12 protein-coding genes and 2 pseudogenes are annotated in these 17,406 nt (G+C 69.9%); 4 read left to right on the top strand and 10 right to left on the bottom strand.

What is annotated here, in order from left to right:
• The first annotated feature begins 147 nt into the window (after positions 1 to 147).
• Positions 148 to 780, top strand: a complete 633-nt coding sequence (locus ACZ4N5_RS38100) for a hypothetical protein (RefSeq protein ID WP_467761590.1) — start codon at positions 148 to 150, stop codon at positions 778 to 780.
• Positions 781 to 1,109: 329 nt separating this feature from the next.
• Here ACZ4N5_RS38100 and ACZ4N5_RS38095 read toward each other — a convergent pair whose 3' ends face one another.
• The 6 genes from ACZ4N5_RS38095 to ACZ4N5_RS38070 all read right to left on the bottom strand — a co-directional run bounded on the left by ACZ4N5_RS38095 (position 1,110) and on the right by ACZ4N5_RS38070 (position 8,904).
• Positions 1,110 to 1,439: a CU044_2847 family protein gene (locus ACZ4N5_RS38095; protein WP_467761589.1), complete on the bottom strand. Its 330-nt coding sequence runs from the start codon at positions 1,437 to 1,439 to the stop codon at positions 1,110 to 1,112.
• Positions 1,440 to 1,456: 17 nt separating this feature from the next.
• Positions 1,457 to 2,686, bottom strand: a complete 1,230-nt coding sequence (locus ACZ4N5_RS38090; RefSeq protein ID WP_467761588.1) for an ABC transporter substrate-binding protein — start codon at positions 2,684 to 2,686, stop codon at positions 1,457 to 1,459.
• A complete protein-coding gene (locus ACZ4N5_RS38085; RefSeq protein ID WP_467761587.1) occupies positions 2,683 to 3,531 on the bottom strand; it encodes a hypothetical protein in 849 nt (282 codons plus the stop codon). The genes ACZ4N5_RS38090 and ACZ4N5_RS38085 overlap by 4 nt, the downstream gene beginning before the upstream one ends.
• Positions 3,528 to 4,940 (bottom strand): VWA domain-containing protein, encoded by a 1,413-nt coding sequence (locus tag ACZ4N5_RS38080; RefSeq protein WP_467761586.1) that lies wholly within the window; start codon positions 4,938 to 4,940, stop codon positions 3,528 to 3,530. The genes ACZ4N5_RS38085 and ACZ4N5_RS38080 overlap by 4 nt, the downstream gene beginning before the upstream one ends.
• Before the next feature lie 109 nt (positions 4,941 to 5,049).
• Entirely contained in the window at positions 5,050 to 7,200 is a 2,151-nt protein-coding gene (locus tag ACZ4N5_RS38075; protein WP_467761585.1) for a protein kinase domain-containing protein, read from the bottom strand.
• A gap of 3 nt (positions 7,201 to 7,203) precedes the next feature.
• The gene (locus ACZ4N5_RS38070) at positions 7,204 to 8,904 is read right to left on the bottom strand and encodes a trypsin-like peptidase domain-containing protein (RefSeq protein ID WP_467761584.1); all 1,701 of its coding nucleotides are present in this window, start codon (positions 8,902 to 8,904) and stop codon (positions 7,204 to 7,206) included.
• A 565-nt stretch (positions 8,905 to 9,469) separates the two neighbouring features.
• On the opposite strand from ACZ4N5_RS38070, the gene ACZ4N5_RS38065 reads away from it, so the two are divergent.
• The gene (locus tag ACZ4N5_RS38065; RefSeq protein WP_467761583.1) at positions 9,470 to 11,152 is read left to right on the top strand and encodes an SWIM zinc finger family protein; all 1,683 of its coding nucleotides are present in this window, start codon (positions 9,470 to 9,472) and stop codon (positions 11,150 to 11,152) included.
• Between the two features lie 187 nt (positions 11,153 to 11,339).
• Here ACZ4N5_RS38065 and ACZ4N5_RS38060 read toward each other — a convergent pair whose 3' ends face one another.
• From ACZ4N5_RS38060 to ACZ4N5_RS38045, 4 genes and pseudogenes are all read right to left on the bottom strand, one after another.
• Positions 11,340 to 12,041 (bottom strand): alpha/beta hydrolase, encoded by a 702-nt coding sequence (locus ACZ4N5_RS38060; RefSeq protein ID WP_467761582.1) that lies wholly within the window; start codon positions 12,039 to 12,041, stop codon positions 11,340 to 11,342.
• A 465-nt stretch (positions 12,042 to 12,506) separates the two neighbouring features.
• A complete protein-coding gene (locus tag ACZ4N5_RS38055; protein WP_467761581.1) occupies positions 12,507 to 12,965 on the bottom strand; it encodes a DUF4265 domain-containing protein in 459 nt (152 codons plus the stop codon).
• Positions 12,966 to 13,041: 76 nt separating this feature from the next.
• A pseudogene (locus ACZ4N5_RS38050) lies at positions 13,042 to 13,233 on the bottom strand (ATP-binding protein); the annotation flags it as partial.
• A gap of 140 nt (positions 13,234 to 13,373) precedes the next feature.
• Positions 13,374 to 13,971 (bottom strand): annotated as a pseudogene (locus ACZ4N5_RS38045) (TetR/AcrR family transcriptional regulator).
• A gap of 163 nt (positions 13,972 to 14,134) precedes the next feature.
• Between ACZ4N5_RS38045 and ACZ4N5_RS38040 the strand changes: the two are divergent.
• Together ACZ4N5_RS38040 and ACZ4N5_RS38035 are read left to right on the top strand one after the other, a co-directional pair.
• Positions 14,135 to 15,085 (top strand): alpha/beta hydrolase family protein, encoded by a 951-nt coding sequence (locus ACZ4N5_RS38040; protein WP_467761629.1) that lies wholly within the window; start codon positions 14,135 to 14,137, stop codon positions 15,083 to 15,085.
• A 1,056-nt stretch (positions 15,086 to 16,141) separates the two neighbouring features.
• The gene (locus ACZ4N5_RS38035; protein ID WP_467761580.1) at positions 16,142 to 17,341 is read left to right on the top strand and encodes a S53 family peptidase; all 1,200 of its coding nucleotides are present in this window, start codon (positions 16,142 to 16,144) and stop codon (positions 17,339 to 17,341) included.
• Positions 17,342 to 17,406: the final 65 nt, after the last annotated feature.

Raw genomic sequence — 17,406 nt, 5'->3', positions numbered from 1 at the left:
GACGTGGCCCGCACGGCCCAAAGGGGCAGCCGTGTCCTCCCGCCCCTGTCCCGGCCCGGTCGGCCCTGACCTGCACACGTGCACGATCAGCGGTGCATAATCCGAACCAGTCGGGATTCAGCCGACATTGAAGCCGTTGGGGGCCCGGTGGATCAGGAACGGTATGTCGAAGAACCGAACCAGGTACTCCACCCTGGGAGGCACCGCCGGGAGCGGTACAACGACACGAACGGCGCCGTCCACGAGACAACGCACTACGACGCGCACGGCAACGCCTTCACCCAGAACCACCAGCTCGGCCCCGCCGAACGGTACGGGTACAACTACGTCGGGGCAGACGCCCCCCAGACGCCCCGCGCTCACGCCCGGCCGTGGGCACAGCCCGCCGCAGGGGCTGCCGCCGCCGTCGCGGGAATCGGTGGAGTAGAGGCCTACGGCGAGATCGCCGACAACCATGTGCAGCGCAACATGTCCGGCGCGGATGGTGCGGACGGCGAGGACGACGGGCTGTTCGTTCTCTGGTTGCTCATCATCGTGGCCGTGCTGGCGTTGGGCCCCCTGTTCCTCGGGATCCGGATGGTGCGCCGCGCCGAGGCGGCCGGCAGGACCATGACCCACGGCAGGTTCGTGCTGCTCCTGGAGATTCCCTGGCTGGCGACCCTGTGGGGCTGGCTGTTCGACGGCGGCGCAACGGCCTGGACCACGGCCGTGAGCGCCGCTGTCGCGCTCGGCGTCTGGTACGGGCTGAGCCTACGAGACGAGGCGCGCCGGCGCCCGTGAGGACGACGAACTGGCGTAGTCACATCGCATCACGCCACGGCCAAGGTGGAGTTGCCCGACCGCGGATCAGCCCCCAACACCCCGTCTGACAGTGATGCTTCGGCAGATCGGACGACGGCATGAGGCCTGCATATCGTCGGCAGCATCGAGCCCGGCAAGCGAGCGGACCTCGTACTGATCAAGAACGACGAGTAGGTGCTCGACAACCCCTACACCTACACGGACTACCGCAATGCCTCGGGCGATCCTGCCGTGGCGGAACCACGACAAGAGATGTGACCCCACTCGTGGACGGCCGACCCACTGGCCGTTGGGCGCCGGGTACGGGATCAGTTCGGTGGTGTCGGTTCTGTGCCGCTCCAGCGGAGCGTGACGTCGAGGTGGGCGCTGGCACTGGCGCTCGTCAGGACCGCGCCGAGTTTGGCGTCCAGGACGACGCCGAAGGTGACCTCCACCTCGTCGGGCCGTTGGGCGACACTGCGGAACTGGCCGATCACCTCGGAGGCGGCGGAGGTGATCGGCGCCAGTGCCGCGCGCAGGGTGCTTCCCGCGCTCTCCAGACGGGTTCCCAGGCCCACGGCGTCGGTGCCCCTGCGGGCGGGTGGGGCTACGAGGACGACGGTGCCGTCATCGAGGGTGAACTGGATGGCGTCCGGCATGAAGGCTCCTGGATGGATCAGGGGTGGTTCGGGTGGCTGCAGAGTGGTCCGGGCGGTGGCGGGGATTCGGGGTGCGCGTATCCGAGTTCCTTTTGGACCCTGTTGAGCGCCGCCAGCAGTGGGGTCAGGTCTTTGCCGTTCGTGGAGTCCAGGACCGCTCGGTAGAAGGCTGCGGACACGTCGGGATCCATCGCGTCGGCGGCGCTGAAGCAGAGCGTGTAACGGGGGGAGCGGAGCATCCCGGCTATCCGTCCCTGAGTGACGTTGCCGTACTCCGTCACCCTGTCGTCGGCGGAGAGCGCGAAGCCGGGTTCGTTCACCCATGCCTGCTGCGCCTGCGCACTTGCCAGATATTTGATGAACTCGTCGGCGCTCTTGTTCCCGGTGAACTTTCCGACGAAGTCCGCCGAGACCTGGAGCGCTTCACGAGAGGACGGTACGTACGTGTACCCGTCGTCCTTCACCTGGGCTGACTCGAAAGCCATCGCGGACAGGGCGCCGTGGCTCAGGGAACACCCCCTCTTGGTCATCTTCTCAGCGGCGGCGCGGAAGTTGAAGCCGGCCGCGCCCTTGTGAGCACCAGCCACGAGGTCCCCCCACGCCGTCCACGCATCTTTGACGGGCCCCTTGTCCCACTTCGCGTCACCCGAGGCCCAGGCGGTGTACGGGCCGACGCCCGCGTCGGCCAGCAGGATGTCCGCTATCCAGTCGGCGCCGGGCCAGCCGGAGGTCGGACCGGACTCCAGACCCAGGCACCAGCGGCCGGAACGGGCCCGCAGAGCGCTCCAGCTCTCGGGGGGCCGTGGGGTGACCCTGGCGTCGTACCAGATGAGGCTCTTGACGTCGGCCTTGACGGGGACGGCGTAGACGTCCTTGCCGTTCATGCCGAGCCCTCGGAAGGGCTGCACATAGGCGTCCGTGTCGACGTCGAGTTTCGAAAGTGCCCCTTCCTTGCGGTACTTGGCGATCGCTCCGACACTGGGCAGCACCGCCAGGTCGGGCTGTGCGTCCGCGGCCACCGCGGCGTCGAGCTGTTGGGTCAGGGCGCGGGTGACCTGCGGTTCGATGTCGATGTCGTGGTCGCGCTCGAAGTTCTTGACGACCGCGTAGAACGCGTTGAACTCGGTGCCGGACCAGGGAACCATGATCGTCACCTTGTCCTTCGCGGGTTCGCCGCACGCGACCGGCGTCAGGAGCAGCCCGAGGACCAGGGCGCAGCGTAGGAGTGGTGCCGTGAGTCTTCTCATGAGTGAGGGAACCTGTACTCGGCAAGACGGGGACGGTAGGCCTGATACGCGAGCGCGCCGGCGGCGGCGAGCACGGGCAGCGCGATCGCCGCGGTGGGTGGGTCGGTCGTGCACATGAAGACGCCGATCGATGCGGTGGCCAGCAGGGCCACGACGAGTGCCGGGCTGGGGTATCGCCGGAAGCGGTGGGCGACGATGTAGCCGGTCGCACAGACCAGCAGCAGCATGACCGCCACCGGCCCCATGAACAGGGGCCAGAGGAGATGGGGGTTGCGCCAGCCCGACCTGAGCTGGTCATGGCGGGCCTGGATCTCGAGTTCCTGGAGATCCCTGAGCGATCGCCTGAGGCCGCCCGTGAAGGGGACCGGGTTCTTGCCGTCGTACTCCGGTGCGCTGTCCAGTGCGTCCCGCGCCCTCGCCACAGCCGGTGCCCCGTCGAGGACCGCCCTGTTGACCATCTGCACGCACGTGTCCAACTGGCCCTGGACGAACTGGAGGTGGCTCAGTCCCTGCTCTCCGGCCGCGTTGCCCTCCGTCGCCGAGGTGAGGTGGGAGGCCACGCGGCCGGTGGCGTTGGCGAAGTCGTTGCCGGTGCCGGTCAAGTCGATCGCCCCGGTCCGGGAGACGGCGCGGAGCGCGTCGTTCGCCTTCCCCGCCTCGTCGTACGCCGCGCCGATGTGCTGGATGGCCGTCGTCGTGCGGTGAGCAGCGGCGACCTCCTCTCCGGCCCGGTTCGCCACCACCAGATAGAGCAGCGCCGTCACCGCCACCATGCCCAGCACGCCCGCCCTGAGCCACCGCAGCACGACGATCGGATGGGGCACGCGCAGCCGCACGCCGGTCACGACGCGTCCTGTGGCCCACCGGCCGCACCCGCGTCACCGAACCGATGCCCGCACTCCTCGCAGAACTTGGCTGTGGGCGACGTCGACGTCGTACCGCACCGTGGGCACACGCGTGGCAACCCGGAGTCGTGGGGCGGGAGGTCGTGCGGGTCGACAGGTCCTTCGTTGGTCTTGGTCGAGTCGATGCCCATTCTCTGGATCTGGCCTCGGGAGACGTTCCGCCGCACCTGGAGCCGGCCGTCGGGGCCGTCGGCCGCGATCTCGCGCAGCTGTTCCAGGTGCTTGGTGTCCCCCAGGGAGGTTGCGAGGCCGATCGCGAGGCGCAGCTCGCGGTCCGCGCGGTCGAGGTCTCCGAGCCGGTGGGCGTCGGCGCAGGCGCGTATGGCCATGCCGAGTTCGCGTTCGTCCTCGACGCGGGTGAGGTGGGGGGAGGGGACGATGCCGGGGCCCGGTGTCGAGCGGCGGCAGACGACCATGGCCGCGCTCTCGGAGCAGGGGTGGCGGGCTCCGTCGGGGAACTCGGCGTGCAGCGTGACGCGGACGGCACGCAGGGTCTCGTCGACAGTCAGGCTGTCGGGTTCGAAGCGGAGAGAGATCTGGTACTGGCGGCTTTCCGGGGGCCAGGAGCCCAGCGGGATGTGAGTCTCACCGTCCTGCTGTTGACGTGCCGCCAGTTCGGCCTGGACGGGGCGGGTCTGCCGTACGAACGCGAGCTCGAAACGGCTGTTGAGGCGCAGACCCAGATATACCCGGGGTACGACGATCTGCTGCGCCTCGCGCATCAGACGGGTGAAGTCCTGCGTGAGGTCGGAGATGGTGACGACGGCCTCGGCGGTGCCGTGCAGGGCCTCGGTGACGCGGAGGAGTTCGGTGTAGTGCCAGTCCTCGCCCAAGCCCCTTGCGTGGCAGACGAACTGGTCGGTGCACATCGTGAGGATCTCGCCGAGCTGTTCGGGTGTCTCGTGCTCGTTCTTGCCGTCCGTGTAGAGCACCGCGTGGCGCACCGTGCCGGGGGATTCCACCGTGGCGAAGAGGCGGCGGGCGCGAGCCAGCCACTGGCCGATCGACGTGCCCCCCTCCGAGAGCTGGCCGGCGACCCGGAGCTTGGCGTCCTCCCGGGTCCAGGCGTCGACGCGGGCCAGGCCGCCCGTCGTCGGGAAGATCACGTCGGCCTGGTGGTTACCCGCGATGATCCCCAGGAGGGTGCCGTCCCGCAGGGTGTCGATGGCCGCGCACATCGCGCGTTTCGCCTCTTCCAGCTTGTAGCCGGACATGGACAACGAGCGGTCCATGATGAGGATCTCGGCACTCGGAGTCTGCGCGGCCGAACCCGCGGCGGATTGTGCCGTGACGGTGATCAGGGCGTCCGCGCGTCGCCCGTCGTACGGCAGATCCGAGGGTGCGTCCACTTCCAGGGTGAAGCTGAGCCCTAACGGTGATCTGTCCCCCACCGATACCACCCGTCCGTGTCGCTGCGTGTTCTCCTGCGGATCATGCCCGCTTCCTCGACGGAACGGGTCAGGAGCCTAGCCTGCTGGGTGTTGCTCCGAAATGGGATTGACTCGTTCTGCCCCGTTTCCGCGGCCATCTCCATCTCAGCGCCGGGCGCAGCCGGTTCGCCAGGTCCACCAGTGCGACGTACTCGCGCTCGGTGGACGCGTGCGGGCCGAGGGCGCGGATCGCGTCGGACAGCTTCAGCCGGTCGTGGGTGTGCAGGAACTCCGCGTACTGGATCTCGGCACGCAGCGCGGTGGCCGCCGCCTCGTCCAGGTCGAGGTCGGGCAGAGCCGCCCTGGCGCGGGCCACGTCGTCCTCGGTCGGCGCCGGGTGGCCCGGCTCGGAGAGGACCATGACGCGCAGGCGTACGGCTGCCACGCGTGCCTCGCGCTCGTAGCGGAACTCCTTAGCCAGCTGTTCGGCGACGTCCACCGCCTTCGCACGCTCGCCGGTCAGCAGCAGGACGCGGGCCAGGCCGAAACCGGCAGCACCGAGCGCGGGGGTGGTGTCGAAGACCGTGCCGTAGTGGGACCGCGCGACCGTGCGGTCCCCGCGGAGCTCGGCGCACAGGCCGAGGGCGAGGTGCGGTATCAGCTCACCGGGAAGTGCCCTGCGCACCTGGGTGAGCACGACCGCGGCCCGCTTCGGGCAGCCGTCGGCCAGCGCGATCAGGCCGCAGTACCAGTCGGGCAGCCAGTGCCAGTCGGGCAGACCCGCCGCCGCGAGCTGTCGTGCCGCCGACACGGCGTCCTTTCTGCGCAGGGCGAGCCGGCTCTCCGCCAGCGCCCCGCCCGCCGAGCCGGTGACGCGCGGGTCGTCGGGATCGGTCAGGGGGGCCGGAAGGGCGGCCGCGACGTCGCCGGGGTCCGGCGAGGAGAACGGCCCGGGCAACTTCAGCAGAGCGTTCTCGTCCGACTGCGCCTGGACCCAGTGGGCAGGGGGCCGGACAACGCCCAGCCCGCCGTGCAGCGGTTCGGGCACCGAGCCGAACAGGGCGGAGGGACGGGCCACCTGACGACGCGTAGGCGGGGCCGCCACGACCTGCCGGATGACACCGCTGAGCTGCTCCGCGAACTGCCGGGCCGACACGAACCGACACCACGGCCGCTCGGGGTCCGTGGCACGGTCCAGCAGCAGATGGAGCGAGTCGACGCCCGGTGCGGAGCGGTCGGTCCAGCGGGAGCGGCAGACCTCGCGCAGGGTCATGCCCAGTCCGTAGAGGTCGAAGCCGGGGGTGGGGTGCAGATGTTCCGGATCGGTCTCCGGCGGCGCGTAGGCCCTCGTGTACGCCACGACCGGCCCGGTGTCCTTCGTGTGGCTGCGCACCGCGCCGAAGTCGATGAGCCGCACCCGGTCGAGCGCGCCCGCCGGGCCCTCCTCCCGGAAGCGGATGATGTTCAGGGGCTTGACGTCGCAGTGCAGCAGGCCCCGGGCGTGCAGGTAGTCGAGTGCCTGGAGGACACGGACGCCGTGCGCCAGGAGGGTTTCGAGACGGTCGCCGTCGCGTGCCGAGAGCGGTTCGCCCGGCACGTATTCGAGGACGAGGTGCGGCCCTTCGTGCTCGTAGCCCAGGATGCGGACGATGCTGTCGTGCCGGAGCCCGACCAGGACGTCCCGTTCGTGCCGGGCGGTCTTGGCGACTGATTTGCGCAGGGCCTTGAGGACGACGTCGGTCGCGAGATTGCGATCGTGGGCGAGGTAGGCGGCGCCGTACGCCCCGGAGCCGACGCCGCGTATGACGTCGTAGCGCCCCGCGATGGTGAGGCCGTTCGGCTGGGCGAAGTCGAAACGGGTGCCGCAGTGCGGGCAGAAGCCTGCGGTCCGGCCCGGCTCGCTGTCGTGGCCGCGGCCGACCGGCTGCCTGCAGGAGGGGTTGGGGCAGAAGCGGTGTGCTTCGGCGACAGGGTCCGACGAGCTCAGCGGCATGTCCAGGACCTCGGGGGCCTGATCGGAGTCGACCAGGCCGAGGCCGTACCAGGGGTCCGGGCGCACCTGCGCCACACCCATGCTCGCACCGGGCAACACCAGCGGTTCCGGTTCCGGGTCGCGGGGCACCGGCACCGTTTCGTCCCGCGGCAGCGGTTGCCGGTCGCACGCGTCGCAGAAGCCCTGTTCGTCGATCGTGCCGCGCCCGCAGTCGGGGCGGTTGCACATCTGACGGCCCATTCCCATGTGTCACCTCTCCTCGAACCGTCGGTTGACCTCTTCGATGTAGCGCCTGACCAGCGTGCGGGCGGCTCCGAGGTCGATCGGCTCGGTCCCTAGAGCGCGGGCGGCGGGGGCGTGCCGCTCGGCGAGCCGTCGGTCCTCGTCACCGAAGCGCCGCGCGGCCCGGACTCGGTGCAGTTCCAGGTCGGCGGTGAGATCCTCGTGACCCGCGATCAGCCGGCGCAGGTCGTGATCGAACAGGACGAGTGCGGCGCGGGCCTCGACGGCCAGGTCGTGGATCGCAGTGAGTTCGGGGTTGGGTTCCGTCGCCCGGGCCACTGCCAGCCGGACCCGTAGCCGGGGCGCGGCGCGGGGCGGCAGTCGGGGCGCGGCGAAGAACCGTACGCCCCAATCCTGTTGCAGCGCGGACGCGGCACCCTCCTCCGCTGCGAGCCGCCCGACGACCGCGTGGACCTCGGCGGCGGTCACGCCCCGGGCCGCGCCCCCGCGCAGCGGTTCGGGGTCGAGAGAGACGTCGAAGGCGAGGCCGGCCGGTGGCACGCTCTCGAAGCCGAGGACGAGGCGGACGCCGCGCGACCGGGCGCGGGTGGCCAACTGCCCCAGCAGTTCCCGTAAGAGGGCCTCCGGGTCCTGGGCCCGGTCCACGCCGCCCACCACCAGACAGGCGGGCGGCTTGCGGCGCAGCAGTTGTCGCCGCACGTCCTGGGGGTCCCCGCCGGGGAGTCCGAACCGGCCCGTGAGGTACTCGCTGACGTCGGCGACCGACCTGCCGCGCGCGTCGTAGGCCGCGTCGATGGTGCCGAGCCCGAGGACGGTGTCCCCGGGGGCGCCGGTGAGCTCGGCGTCGGTGACGCCGGCCCGGGCCGCCGGATCGGCCGTGCGCACCAGACGGACGAGCCAGGAGTCGCCCACGGCGGTCGTGCCGCCGGTTCCGACGACGACGGTGCCGGACCAGTCGCTGTCGAGTAGTCGGGTGAGTTCCTGCGTGAGCGCGAGGCGCAGCGGGTCACCCAGCACGTCCCCGGGCAACTCAGGGGGCGAGGGCCTCAGTTCGTTGCTGCGGCTACCATCGGTGAACTCCTCGATCCCGGGCAGATAGGTCAGTATCGTCTCGGTCGGCAGCATCCAGGCCGCCTTCGCGTCGCCGTTGACGTAGTCGGCCACCACGATGCCGATGACGCGGCCGTCGAACTCGCCGCCCACCGCCATCGCCCCGGCGCCCGAGTACCCCCGCTCGATCCACGGGTCGCCTTCGCGCATGCGCTTCAGCAGGCCCCACTCGCCCTGCCGGTGGCCCGATCCCGCCAGCCGCGCGTCCGCCCCCATGCCGAACGGTTCGTCGCGGGGAAAGCCGTACACCTGGACCGTGCCGCCGGAGATGGGTGCCTTCCACAGCTTGGTCCGAGTGCCGCAGCCGGCCGGTTCGTCGAGTTCGAGCAGCGCCACGTCGCCGCGCTGGGTGCTGTGGTCGTGCACCCACGTGCCCGGAGCCACGCGCGCGGTGCGGGTCCACTCCGGGCGGCATGCCACACTGCTGATCCGCAGGTGAGACGTGGTGCCCCCTGGTGCCGCTCCGGCGTACCGGACCACATGTGCGCAGGTGAGCACATGCCGGTCGTCGAGCAGCACTCCTGCGCCACAGGGCGTGCCTTCCTCGTCGTCCACCCTCACACGCCACGGACGGTCACTGTGGTGATGCAGCGCCATATGCCCAAGGTATGGCAACGGGAGTCACATTGAACCGGGTCGGCGAGACGACCGTAACTTCTTCACGTTCAGTTCGGTCGGCGCACCGCCTCCCCGCACACGCTCAACCGCACGCAACGGACGGAGCTCGGGTCCGTCCGGCACGGCCTGGGTCGCTTTCGCAGGCCGGCAGCGGGGCAGGTCGGGGTGGGGGTGAGGCTGGGGCGGCGGGACTTGAGGGTGACGGTGCCAAGGGCCGGTAGCGGCCCTCGGGCGTCCTGGGCGTTCAAGGCGTTCAAGGCGTTCAAGGCGATCGGGGCGTCCAGGGCGATCGGGGCACCGGGTGCAGTCGGACCGTGGCGCTCCTCGGCCCGAACAAGGATGTCGTACGCCCGCCCGCGCCCTCCTCGACAGGCGCACGCCCTGAGCCGGAGCCCAGCCGGTGCCGTGCACCCGTCGCCGGGGGAGTGGGGTCGGGGAGCAGGCCGGAACGGGAAAGCAGGGCGGGAAGGTTCACTTCGTCATCATTGTCGGCGGTCGGCGGATGTTGCCCCCGCCCGCGCTGGGGGAGCGGTTGAATGGCGGTGTGGCACGGAAACCGGTGGGATTCGGGGAAGACGAACTGCGAGCCCTGGCCGGGGACCGGTCCTTCGAGCGGGGACTGGGATATCTGGACGCGGTGAGCGGGCTGGACGTGGGCGACGATTCGGTCACTGCCGTCGTCCAGGGTACGGACGTATACGAGGTGGAGCTCACCCTCGGCGGACACATAGGGGTCTTGGGGCGGTGCGACTGCCCGTACGGGCAGGAGGGCAACTTCTGCAAGCACTGCGTGGCGGTGGGGCTGACCGTCCTGCGGCAGGCGGAGGAGATCCCGCGTCAGCGGGCCGCCGCCCGGACGCGTGCCTCCGGCCTCGAGGCGTGGCTCACGGCGCTGTCCCGGGACGAACTCCTCGCTCTGGTGCGGGAACAGGTCGCCGGCGACCGGGAGTTGCGTCGACGGCTGGAGTTGCGGGCCGCGGCCGCGCGCTCAGACCTGGGCACGGTCCGGGACCGGGTCCTGGCGCTGCTCGACCCGCGGCCCTTCGCCCGCTACGGGTACGTCGAGTACGACGCCGCCCCTGGGTACGCGCGGCAGGTGCGGGAGGCGGCGGACGCGCTGCGCGCCCTGAGCGCCGGCGGGCAGTCGGCGTGCGCGGTCGGCCTGGCTGAGGAGGCGATCCGGGCGCTCGGCGAGGCGTATGGGGAGATCGACGACTCGGACGGCGTGGTCGGGCAGGCCGTGGCCGCGGTGGCCGAGGCCCATCTGGAAGCTTGCTCAGTCGCGCGCCCAGACCCGGAGCGGCTGGCCGAGTGGCTGGTCGGCCACGTGCTCGGTGACTGGAACGATGCTACGGACCTCGATCCGCTCGACTACGCCGATGTGTTGGGGCACACGGGGGTGGCCCGCCTGCGGCAGCTGGCGGCCGAGGCTCGGCGGCGCAGCCCGCGTGGCTGGGCGGAGAGATATCTGATGGAGCGCCTGGTCCATGCCGAAGGCGATGTGGACGCGCTGGTCGCCCTGTACGCGCAGGACCTGGTGCCGTCCGGTGCCACGCATCTGCGCATCGCCGAGGAACTGGATGCGGCCGGCCGCCCCGAGGACGCGCTCGCGTGGGCCGAACGCGGACTGCGGGACACAGCCGACGAGGCTCACGTCGACGGCCGCCTCGTCGACTACACGTGCGCCCGTTACTCGCGGGCGGGCAGGGAGGCCGAGACCGTCGCGATCCGCCGGGACCGCTTCCTGGCCGAGCGGTCCCTCGCCGCCTACCGGCAACTGCGCGCTGCTGCCCGGTCGGCGGGCCGCTGGGAGACCGAACGGTCGGCGGCGCTGGCCGCTTTGCGCGAGGACGCTCCTCAGGAGCGCAGCGGCCGGCACCGAGGGCCCGTACTGATCGATGCCCTGCTCGACGACGGTGACCTGGACACCGCTTGGCGGGAGGCATCCGGCCGTGCCGACGACCGGCAGTGGCAGCAGCTCGCCGACCTGTCGCGCGAGACGCGACCGGCCGACGCGCTCGGGGTGTACCTCCGGCTGGTCGAGCCCCTGAAAGAACCGACCGGGGAACGGGTCTACGAGCGGTTGGCGAGGTTGTTGCTCGACGTCCGCTCCTGCCAGCGGGCGCTGGGGACGGAGGACGCGTTCACCCCGTATCTCGCCGATCTGCGGGCGGAGCTGAAGCGCAGGCGCAAACTGATGGCCGTCCTTGACCGGCACGGGTTGTGAAGCGGCTCCGGCAAGATGCGCCGAGTATCTGGTCGAAGCAGCCGGGTCCCGGTGGGCACCGGTGATGCCTTCGGCGCGGGTGCGGCGGCGGCCGTGTTCGGCGACCAGGACAACCTTGTCCCTGTCGCCGCAGGCTCCTCCTTGCCCCATTTCTCCAACGAGTGACATGTGTTCCTCATCGCCGCCGTCAACGAGCGGCTGTGATGCCCTCGATAGCTCCGTCCGGCGTGCTGGAGGCATCGAGAAGTTCTTGCACCAAGTCGATGACCAGCTCCGGTCGTCCGACAAACGGAGAGTGACCTGTCTGCCATTCCTGGACTGAGCCGCAGCGCGCGGCCATGATCCGTTGGAGACCCGGGTCGATGGCTCGGTCCTGCGTGCAGACGACATAGGCGGAAGGGGTGTGTTTCCAGCTTTGACGTTCCGGGACGCCCCGCCCGCAGCCGGCCGCCTGGGCCCGTAGCAGTCCCACTGCCCAAGCGGCCAGGTGCTCAGGGCAGTCTGCGTACAGCGTGTCCACTGCCCGGCCTGGATGAAGCCGCGTAGAGCCATCGGACTGCGGCTCGATCGCGGACTGCAACTGGGGGGACGAGCCGCCCAAAAACGCCGCACTCTCATGCGCATCCGGTACGAAGGCCGCCAGGTACACCAGACGCGCGACTCCGCGCAGACCGGTGATTACCGATCCCCCGTAGGAGTGGCCCAGAACCAGGGGAGGCTCCACCAGCGCATCGACCGCGGTCTGCACTGCCGCCGTGTCCGCAATCAAGGAGCCCCTATGCAGTTCGGGAGCAACCACGTCCACACCTGCCGTTCGCAGGCCTTCAGCAACCTGGATGAAGTGCTCAGGTTGGTGATACAGGCCGTGAACCAAAACCGCGCTGGCCACTTGGTCCGCCTCCCCAGGTCAACCTCCGAGGGGGCGATCCTAGACCGCTGAACCTTGCCGGTGATCCACTTCCGATACACGCCATAGGCCGGCCCGCCGAGGTCGTGCGCATTCCAGCCCGGTGCATCCAGGCGTACGGGCATGGCGCCGACCAGCGTGGCCTGGTGCGTCTCAAGGCTCGCGAGTTCGGCAGTACCGATCTGCCGTCCCCACTGGTCGCGCAACTCGTCGAAGATCGATTCGCCTTGTCGCAGTACTTCGAAGCCGAGTGCTGGCAAAGATCGCCGAGGGCCGCTACATCATCGGGCGGAACAAGCACGCCGCCGACGAACGCCTTCGCGAGTTCGTCTACAGGGCGGAGGTCGTGGATCTGCGATGCGACGTCCTGCAGTGGCCCCGGGAATTGGCTTGCGCCGGGACCAGTCGCGGCGCGGTCAGCTCCGCGTGGTTGAGAACGGCATGGCGTCAGCCCATTCCCAGAAGGCGCCGGCCTCGTCGACTTCCCTTTGCAGCAGGGTGAACAACAAACTCGTCGGTGCCGGGAGGGACGTCGATGGCGACGAAGCGCTCGCCGTGCCATTCGCTGAGCAGCCCGGATTCCTTGATCGAGTTCTTGATGAGGTTGATGCTGCGGCCAAGTCGTTCGGCGTCCGTGCTCGGCCTGAGCAGTGTGCGCAGGACGCGGTGTCCGCTCGTCCGGGCAACTTCGACCACGCGAGATGCCGGTGACAGACGGACCCGGTCTCCGAGAGCGATGCCGTAGGTCATGAAGGGGATGCAGGCCACCGCGTATGTGCCGTCCTCTTCGGGCTGGAGCCACAACTGCTCGATCTGCCCGTCGAGGTCGAAGGGGGTCAGATCGGCCTGGGCGATGTAGTTGCTCTCGGCCCGACCGACCGGGTTCTCGTGCACGATGTACTGCATCTCCACCCCCTCTGCCTGCTCATCTCGGCGAAGATCATCCCATGGACTCGGCTCGCAAAGCTGATCGGGTGCTCCACTACTGCCTGCCCTTTTGCTCCGCCCTGGCCTTGGAACGAGCCAGGCGGTAGGACTCGGTGCTGGTCTCGATGAAGATGGCGTTGAGGGTGAGCCGGTCCACGATCGCTGTGCAGAGCCGTGGATCGGTGAAGGTCCGGCTCCAGCCGGTGAAAGCCTCGTTGGAGGCAATCGCGATACTGCTCTTCTCCTCCGCGCCGATTCTCATGAGAAGTGACAGCACCGGCTCTGGGGCGCTTGTGCTTGCCGACGTCTCCGGCTGTTGCGAGGCGGCCCGCTCAGATCGCGTGGAAGTCTCGCGGAGGGACCGGGTGGCGATGTCGCTCGTCGGCATCAAGACGCGTGAGGTCGCTGGAGCCCCTGGAGGAGGAGGGCGATCAGGCGCCGGGGGTCGTAGCGGGGGTCGTTGTCGCCTCCGATGCAGAGGTTGCCGATGCCGCGCATCAGCTCGTAGGGCTGCGTGCCGGGGCTGATGTCACCGGACTCGACCGCGGCGTGGAGCAGCTGGGCGCACACGGGCAGCAGGCAGTCGAGGAAGTGGGCGTGCAGTGCGGCGAAGCGGTCGTTGTCGGACTGCAGGGCGTCAGCGAGTCCGTGCTTGGTGACCAGGAATTCGACGAAGAGGTCGATCCATTGGCGCAGCGCGTCGAGGGGTGAGCCTGCACTGGCCAGCAGGTTCGGGCCGGCCTCGGCGCATGCCTCGATCTGGTGGCGGTAGACGGCGGTGACGAGATCCGCCCGGGTCGGGAAGTGGCGATAGATCGTGGCCATCCCGACGCCCGCCTGGGCCGCGATCTGGCGGATCGGCGCGTCCACACCCGGAGGTGACGAACACCTCGGCGGCGGCGGTGGGCACCGTCTGGCGGTTGCGCCGGGCGTCGACCCGCTTGCTTCGGGACGGCGACTGCCCTGCACGGCCCTCGGTGGCCATTACGTGCTCCTTCACTGCGATTGACAAAACGGAACAGCGTTCCGGATACTAAATGGAGCAGTGTTCCGTTTCAGGTTGGTCGAAACGGGACGCTCCTGACCGCCCTGTCCATCGCCGTCGCAGGTGACCGGCGGGCGGCAGGTGTCACCGAAAGGGAACCCTCATCGTGAGCACATCCGCCACCACCGACGCCTTGGGCACGCCCGTCCCGGTCCTGTCATTCGGTCCCGTAGTCCTCTCCGTGCCCGGACGTCCTGTGGACCTCCAAGTGCGCGTCTCCGCTCCCGCGATCGGAACCAGCCTTCCCGTCATCCTCTTCTCCCATGGCCACGGCCCCTCGAACAATCTCTCCTCGCTGAACGGCTACGCACCGCTCGCCAACTTCTGGGCAGCCCACGGATTCGTCGTCGTCCAGCCCACGCACCTCACCTCCAGGACGCTGGCCGACGTGGTCGCCGACGCCCCCGGAGCTCCCGACTTCTGGCGCTCCCGCGCCGAGGACATGACCCACATCCTCGATCGGATCGACGTGATCGAGAGCGCCGTGCCGCAGCTCGCCGGGCGGATCGACCACGCCAAGGTCGCCCTCGCCGGACACTCGCTCGGTGGCTTCACCGCCGCCCTCCTCCTTGGCGCCGGGCTCACCGACCCCGACACCGGGGACGTGGTGCACCTCGTGGAACCTCGGATCAAGGCGGGCGTACTTCTCGCCGCGCCCGGCAGGGGCGGCGACGTCTTCAACGGGCCCATGGCCGAGCAGTGGCCGATCATCGGGGCCGTCGACTTCTCCACCATGACCACACCCGCGTTGGTCGTCGCCGGCGACAAGGACGACTCCCGGCACTTCACGGACATGGGGCCGGACTGGCATGCCGACCCCTACACCCTCGCCCCCAGTCCCAAGACCCTGCTCACCCTGTTCGACGCGGAGCACGGACTCGGCGGGATCGCCGGATACGACGCCGCCGAGACCACCGACGAGAACCCCGAACGAGTCGCCGCCCTCGCCCTGCTTACCGCGGCCTACCTCCGCACCCTGTTGTACCCCGGCGCCCCCACGTGGCAGACCACGTGCGAGGCACTGACTCACGTGGGACGAGTCGAATCCAAGTAGGCCTCCCGGCGGCCGTCCCGCATCGGACGGCCCGTTCCGTCGTCCGGCTCGCCGTGTCCGGGCGCGCAGGGGCCGCAGCCCTCGCGCGGCACGAACGCGGTGAAGCCCGGGTCCGTGAGCGCAGGGAACGGGGGGCAGCAAAGGCGTCCTGCCGCGTGAGGCAGGAGAGCGCGAGGGGACAGTTGGCGGGCCGGCATTCCACAACGGTGTCCGGGCAGCCTGCCGCCACGGTACGAAGCGGAGGCGCTGTTCACCAGCCTCTCGCGCCGCTCGCACAGCCTCATCCGGCGTCAGCTCTCTCAACTCCGAGCTGGAGTCGCGCGAGGCCGACCCGGCCCAGCGGTCCGCGCTCTTCATGGTCGACCACCTCGCGACCCGGATGCGCCGTAGCGGCGAAAGGATGGCTTCGGCATGGACGTGAGCGGGAACGCCCCGCCCCATCGCTACTCGCCCGAGCCCTTCAGCAGCTTCTGAAGCTGCTCGTCCAGGTCGACCTCGCCGGGGCCCGAGGCACAGCCTTGACCCGCCCCCGTCGACCGCGACGACGACCGGACGCAACCGGGGCGCCCCGGTTGCCCATACGACCACCCTACGGCGGGCGGTACCTGTCGCCGAGACGTCGCTTCGGGCGGATCCACCCGAAGCGACGAGCCGCTGAACTGCGTCAACGAACCGACCGACTTGTCATGCAAGGACATGGTCAGGCACTTGGCGCACCATCTGACACGAATGTTCCTGAATCCCCGTGACAGCCGACCCGCCGAACACCTGCGAGGGCGACGTCGGAGCGGGCGCGACCGCGTACGGCATCCCGGTCCCGATGCCGGCACTGCGGCAGAACTGAGCCCGTGTCACCAGCACGGCAGCGGGCAGTTACCCCGAGACCCGGCTACCCAAACCCTCCATGAACATGTCAGGTTTTTGCACTCCGAATCACCATTCACGAAGGCGGGAATCACAAGCGAATCGTTTCTTTAATATTTGATGGCTTTCCGTTCAGCTGCTCTTCCAGCACGCTTGCGCCGTCGCTGATCTCCACAACCCAAGGAGACCCATATGCAGCTGCGCGCAAGGCTGTTGACCATCGTGTCCGCAGCCCTGGCGGCGATCCCGCTCACCGTCCTCGGCCCCGCCGTGGCCTCCCACGCCGCGGCCACGCCGAGCGCCAAGGCGCCGGCCCACTCCTGCGCCACCGCCAAAGCCGGGTTCGCGGCGTGCAAGGCCATCGTCCGCACCGACCTCACCCCCCTGAAGTCGGTCGCCCCGAACGCCACGCCCTCCGGCTACGGACCCTCCAGTCTGCAGTCCGCGTACAACCTGCCGTCCAGCACGGCCGGTTCGGGCCGGACGGTCGCGATCGTCGACGCGTACAACGACCCGACCGCCGAGGCCGACCTGGGCGTGTACCGCAGCCAGTTCGGGCTGCCGGCCTGCACCACGGCCAACGGCTGCTTCAAGAAGATCGACCAGAACGGCGGCACCAACTACCCCCGCAACAACGGCGGCTGGGCCCAGGAGATCTCGCTCGACATCGACATGGTCTCCGCGATCTGCCCCAACTGCCACATCCTCCTGGTGGAGGCCAGCTCCTCTTCCTTCGCCAATCTGGGCGCCGCGGTGAACCGTGCGGCGGCCACCCCCGGCGTGGTGGCGATCAGCAACAGCTACGGGGGCTCCGACGCCTCCGACGCCACCTACGGCTCGTACTACAACCACCCGGGCATCGCGGTGACCGCCAGCTCCGGTGACAGCGGCTACGGCGCGAGCTACCCGGCCTCCTCTCACTACGTCACCGCCGTCGGCGGCACCCACCTCACCACCTCGACCGGCAGCCGCGGCTGGGCCGAGACCGCGTGGAGCGGCGCCGGCAGCGGCTGCTCCGCATACAACGCCGCGCTCAGCGGCGCCGCATCCTTCGGCACCGGCTGTGCCAACCGCGCCGAGGCGGACGTCTCCGCGGTCGCCGACCCCGCCACCGGCGTGGCCGTCTACGACAGCACCGCGTACCAGGGCCTGTCCGGCTGGATGGTCTTCGGCGGCACCAGCGTGTCGTCCCCGATCATCGCCTCGGTCTACGGGCTGGCCGGCAACACCGGCTCGATCGACAACAACTACCCCTACACACACGCGACGTCGCTCTACGACGTGACCTCCGGCAGCAACGGCAGCTGCCCGACCACCCAGTGGTGCAACGCCCGCGTCGGCTGGGACGGCCCCACCGGCCTCGGCACCCCGAACGGCACCGGCGCCTTCTGATCCGCCGCTCCTCTCGTACCAACTGCCGGGCCGCAGGCGGCTTCCCGCCCGCGGCCCGGCAGCTT

It is taken from the genome of Streptomyces sp. NPDC026500, assembly GCF_055567635.1.
This window is presented reverse-complemented; position numbering and strand designations above follow the sequence as displayed.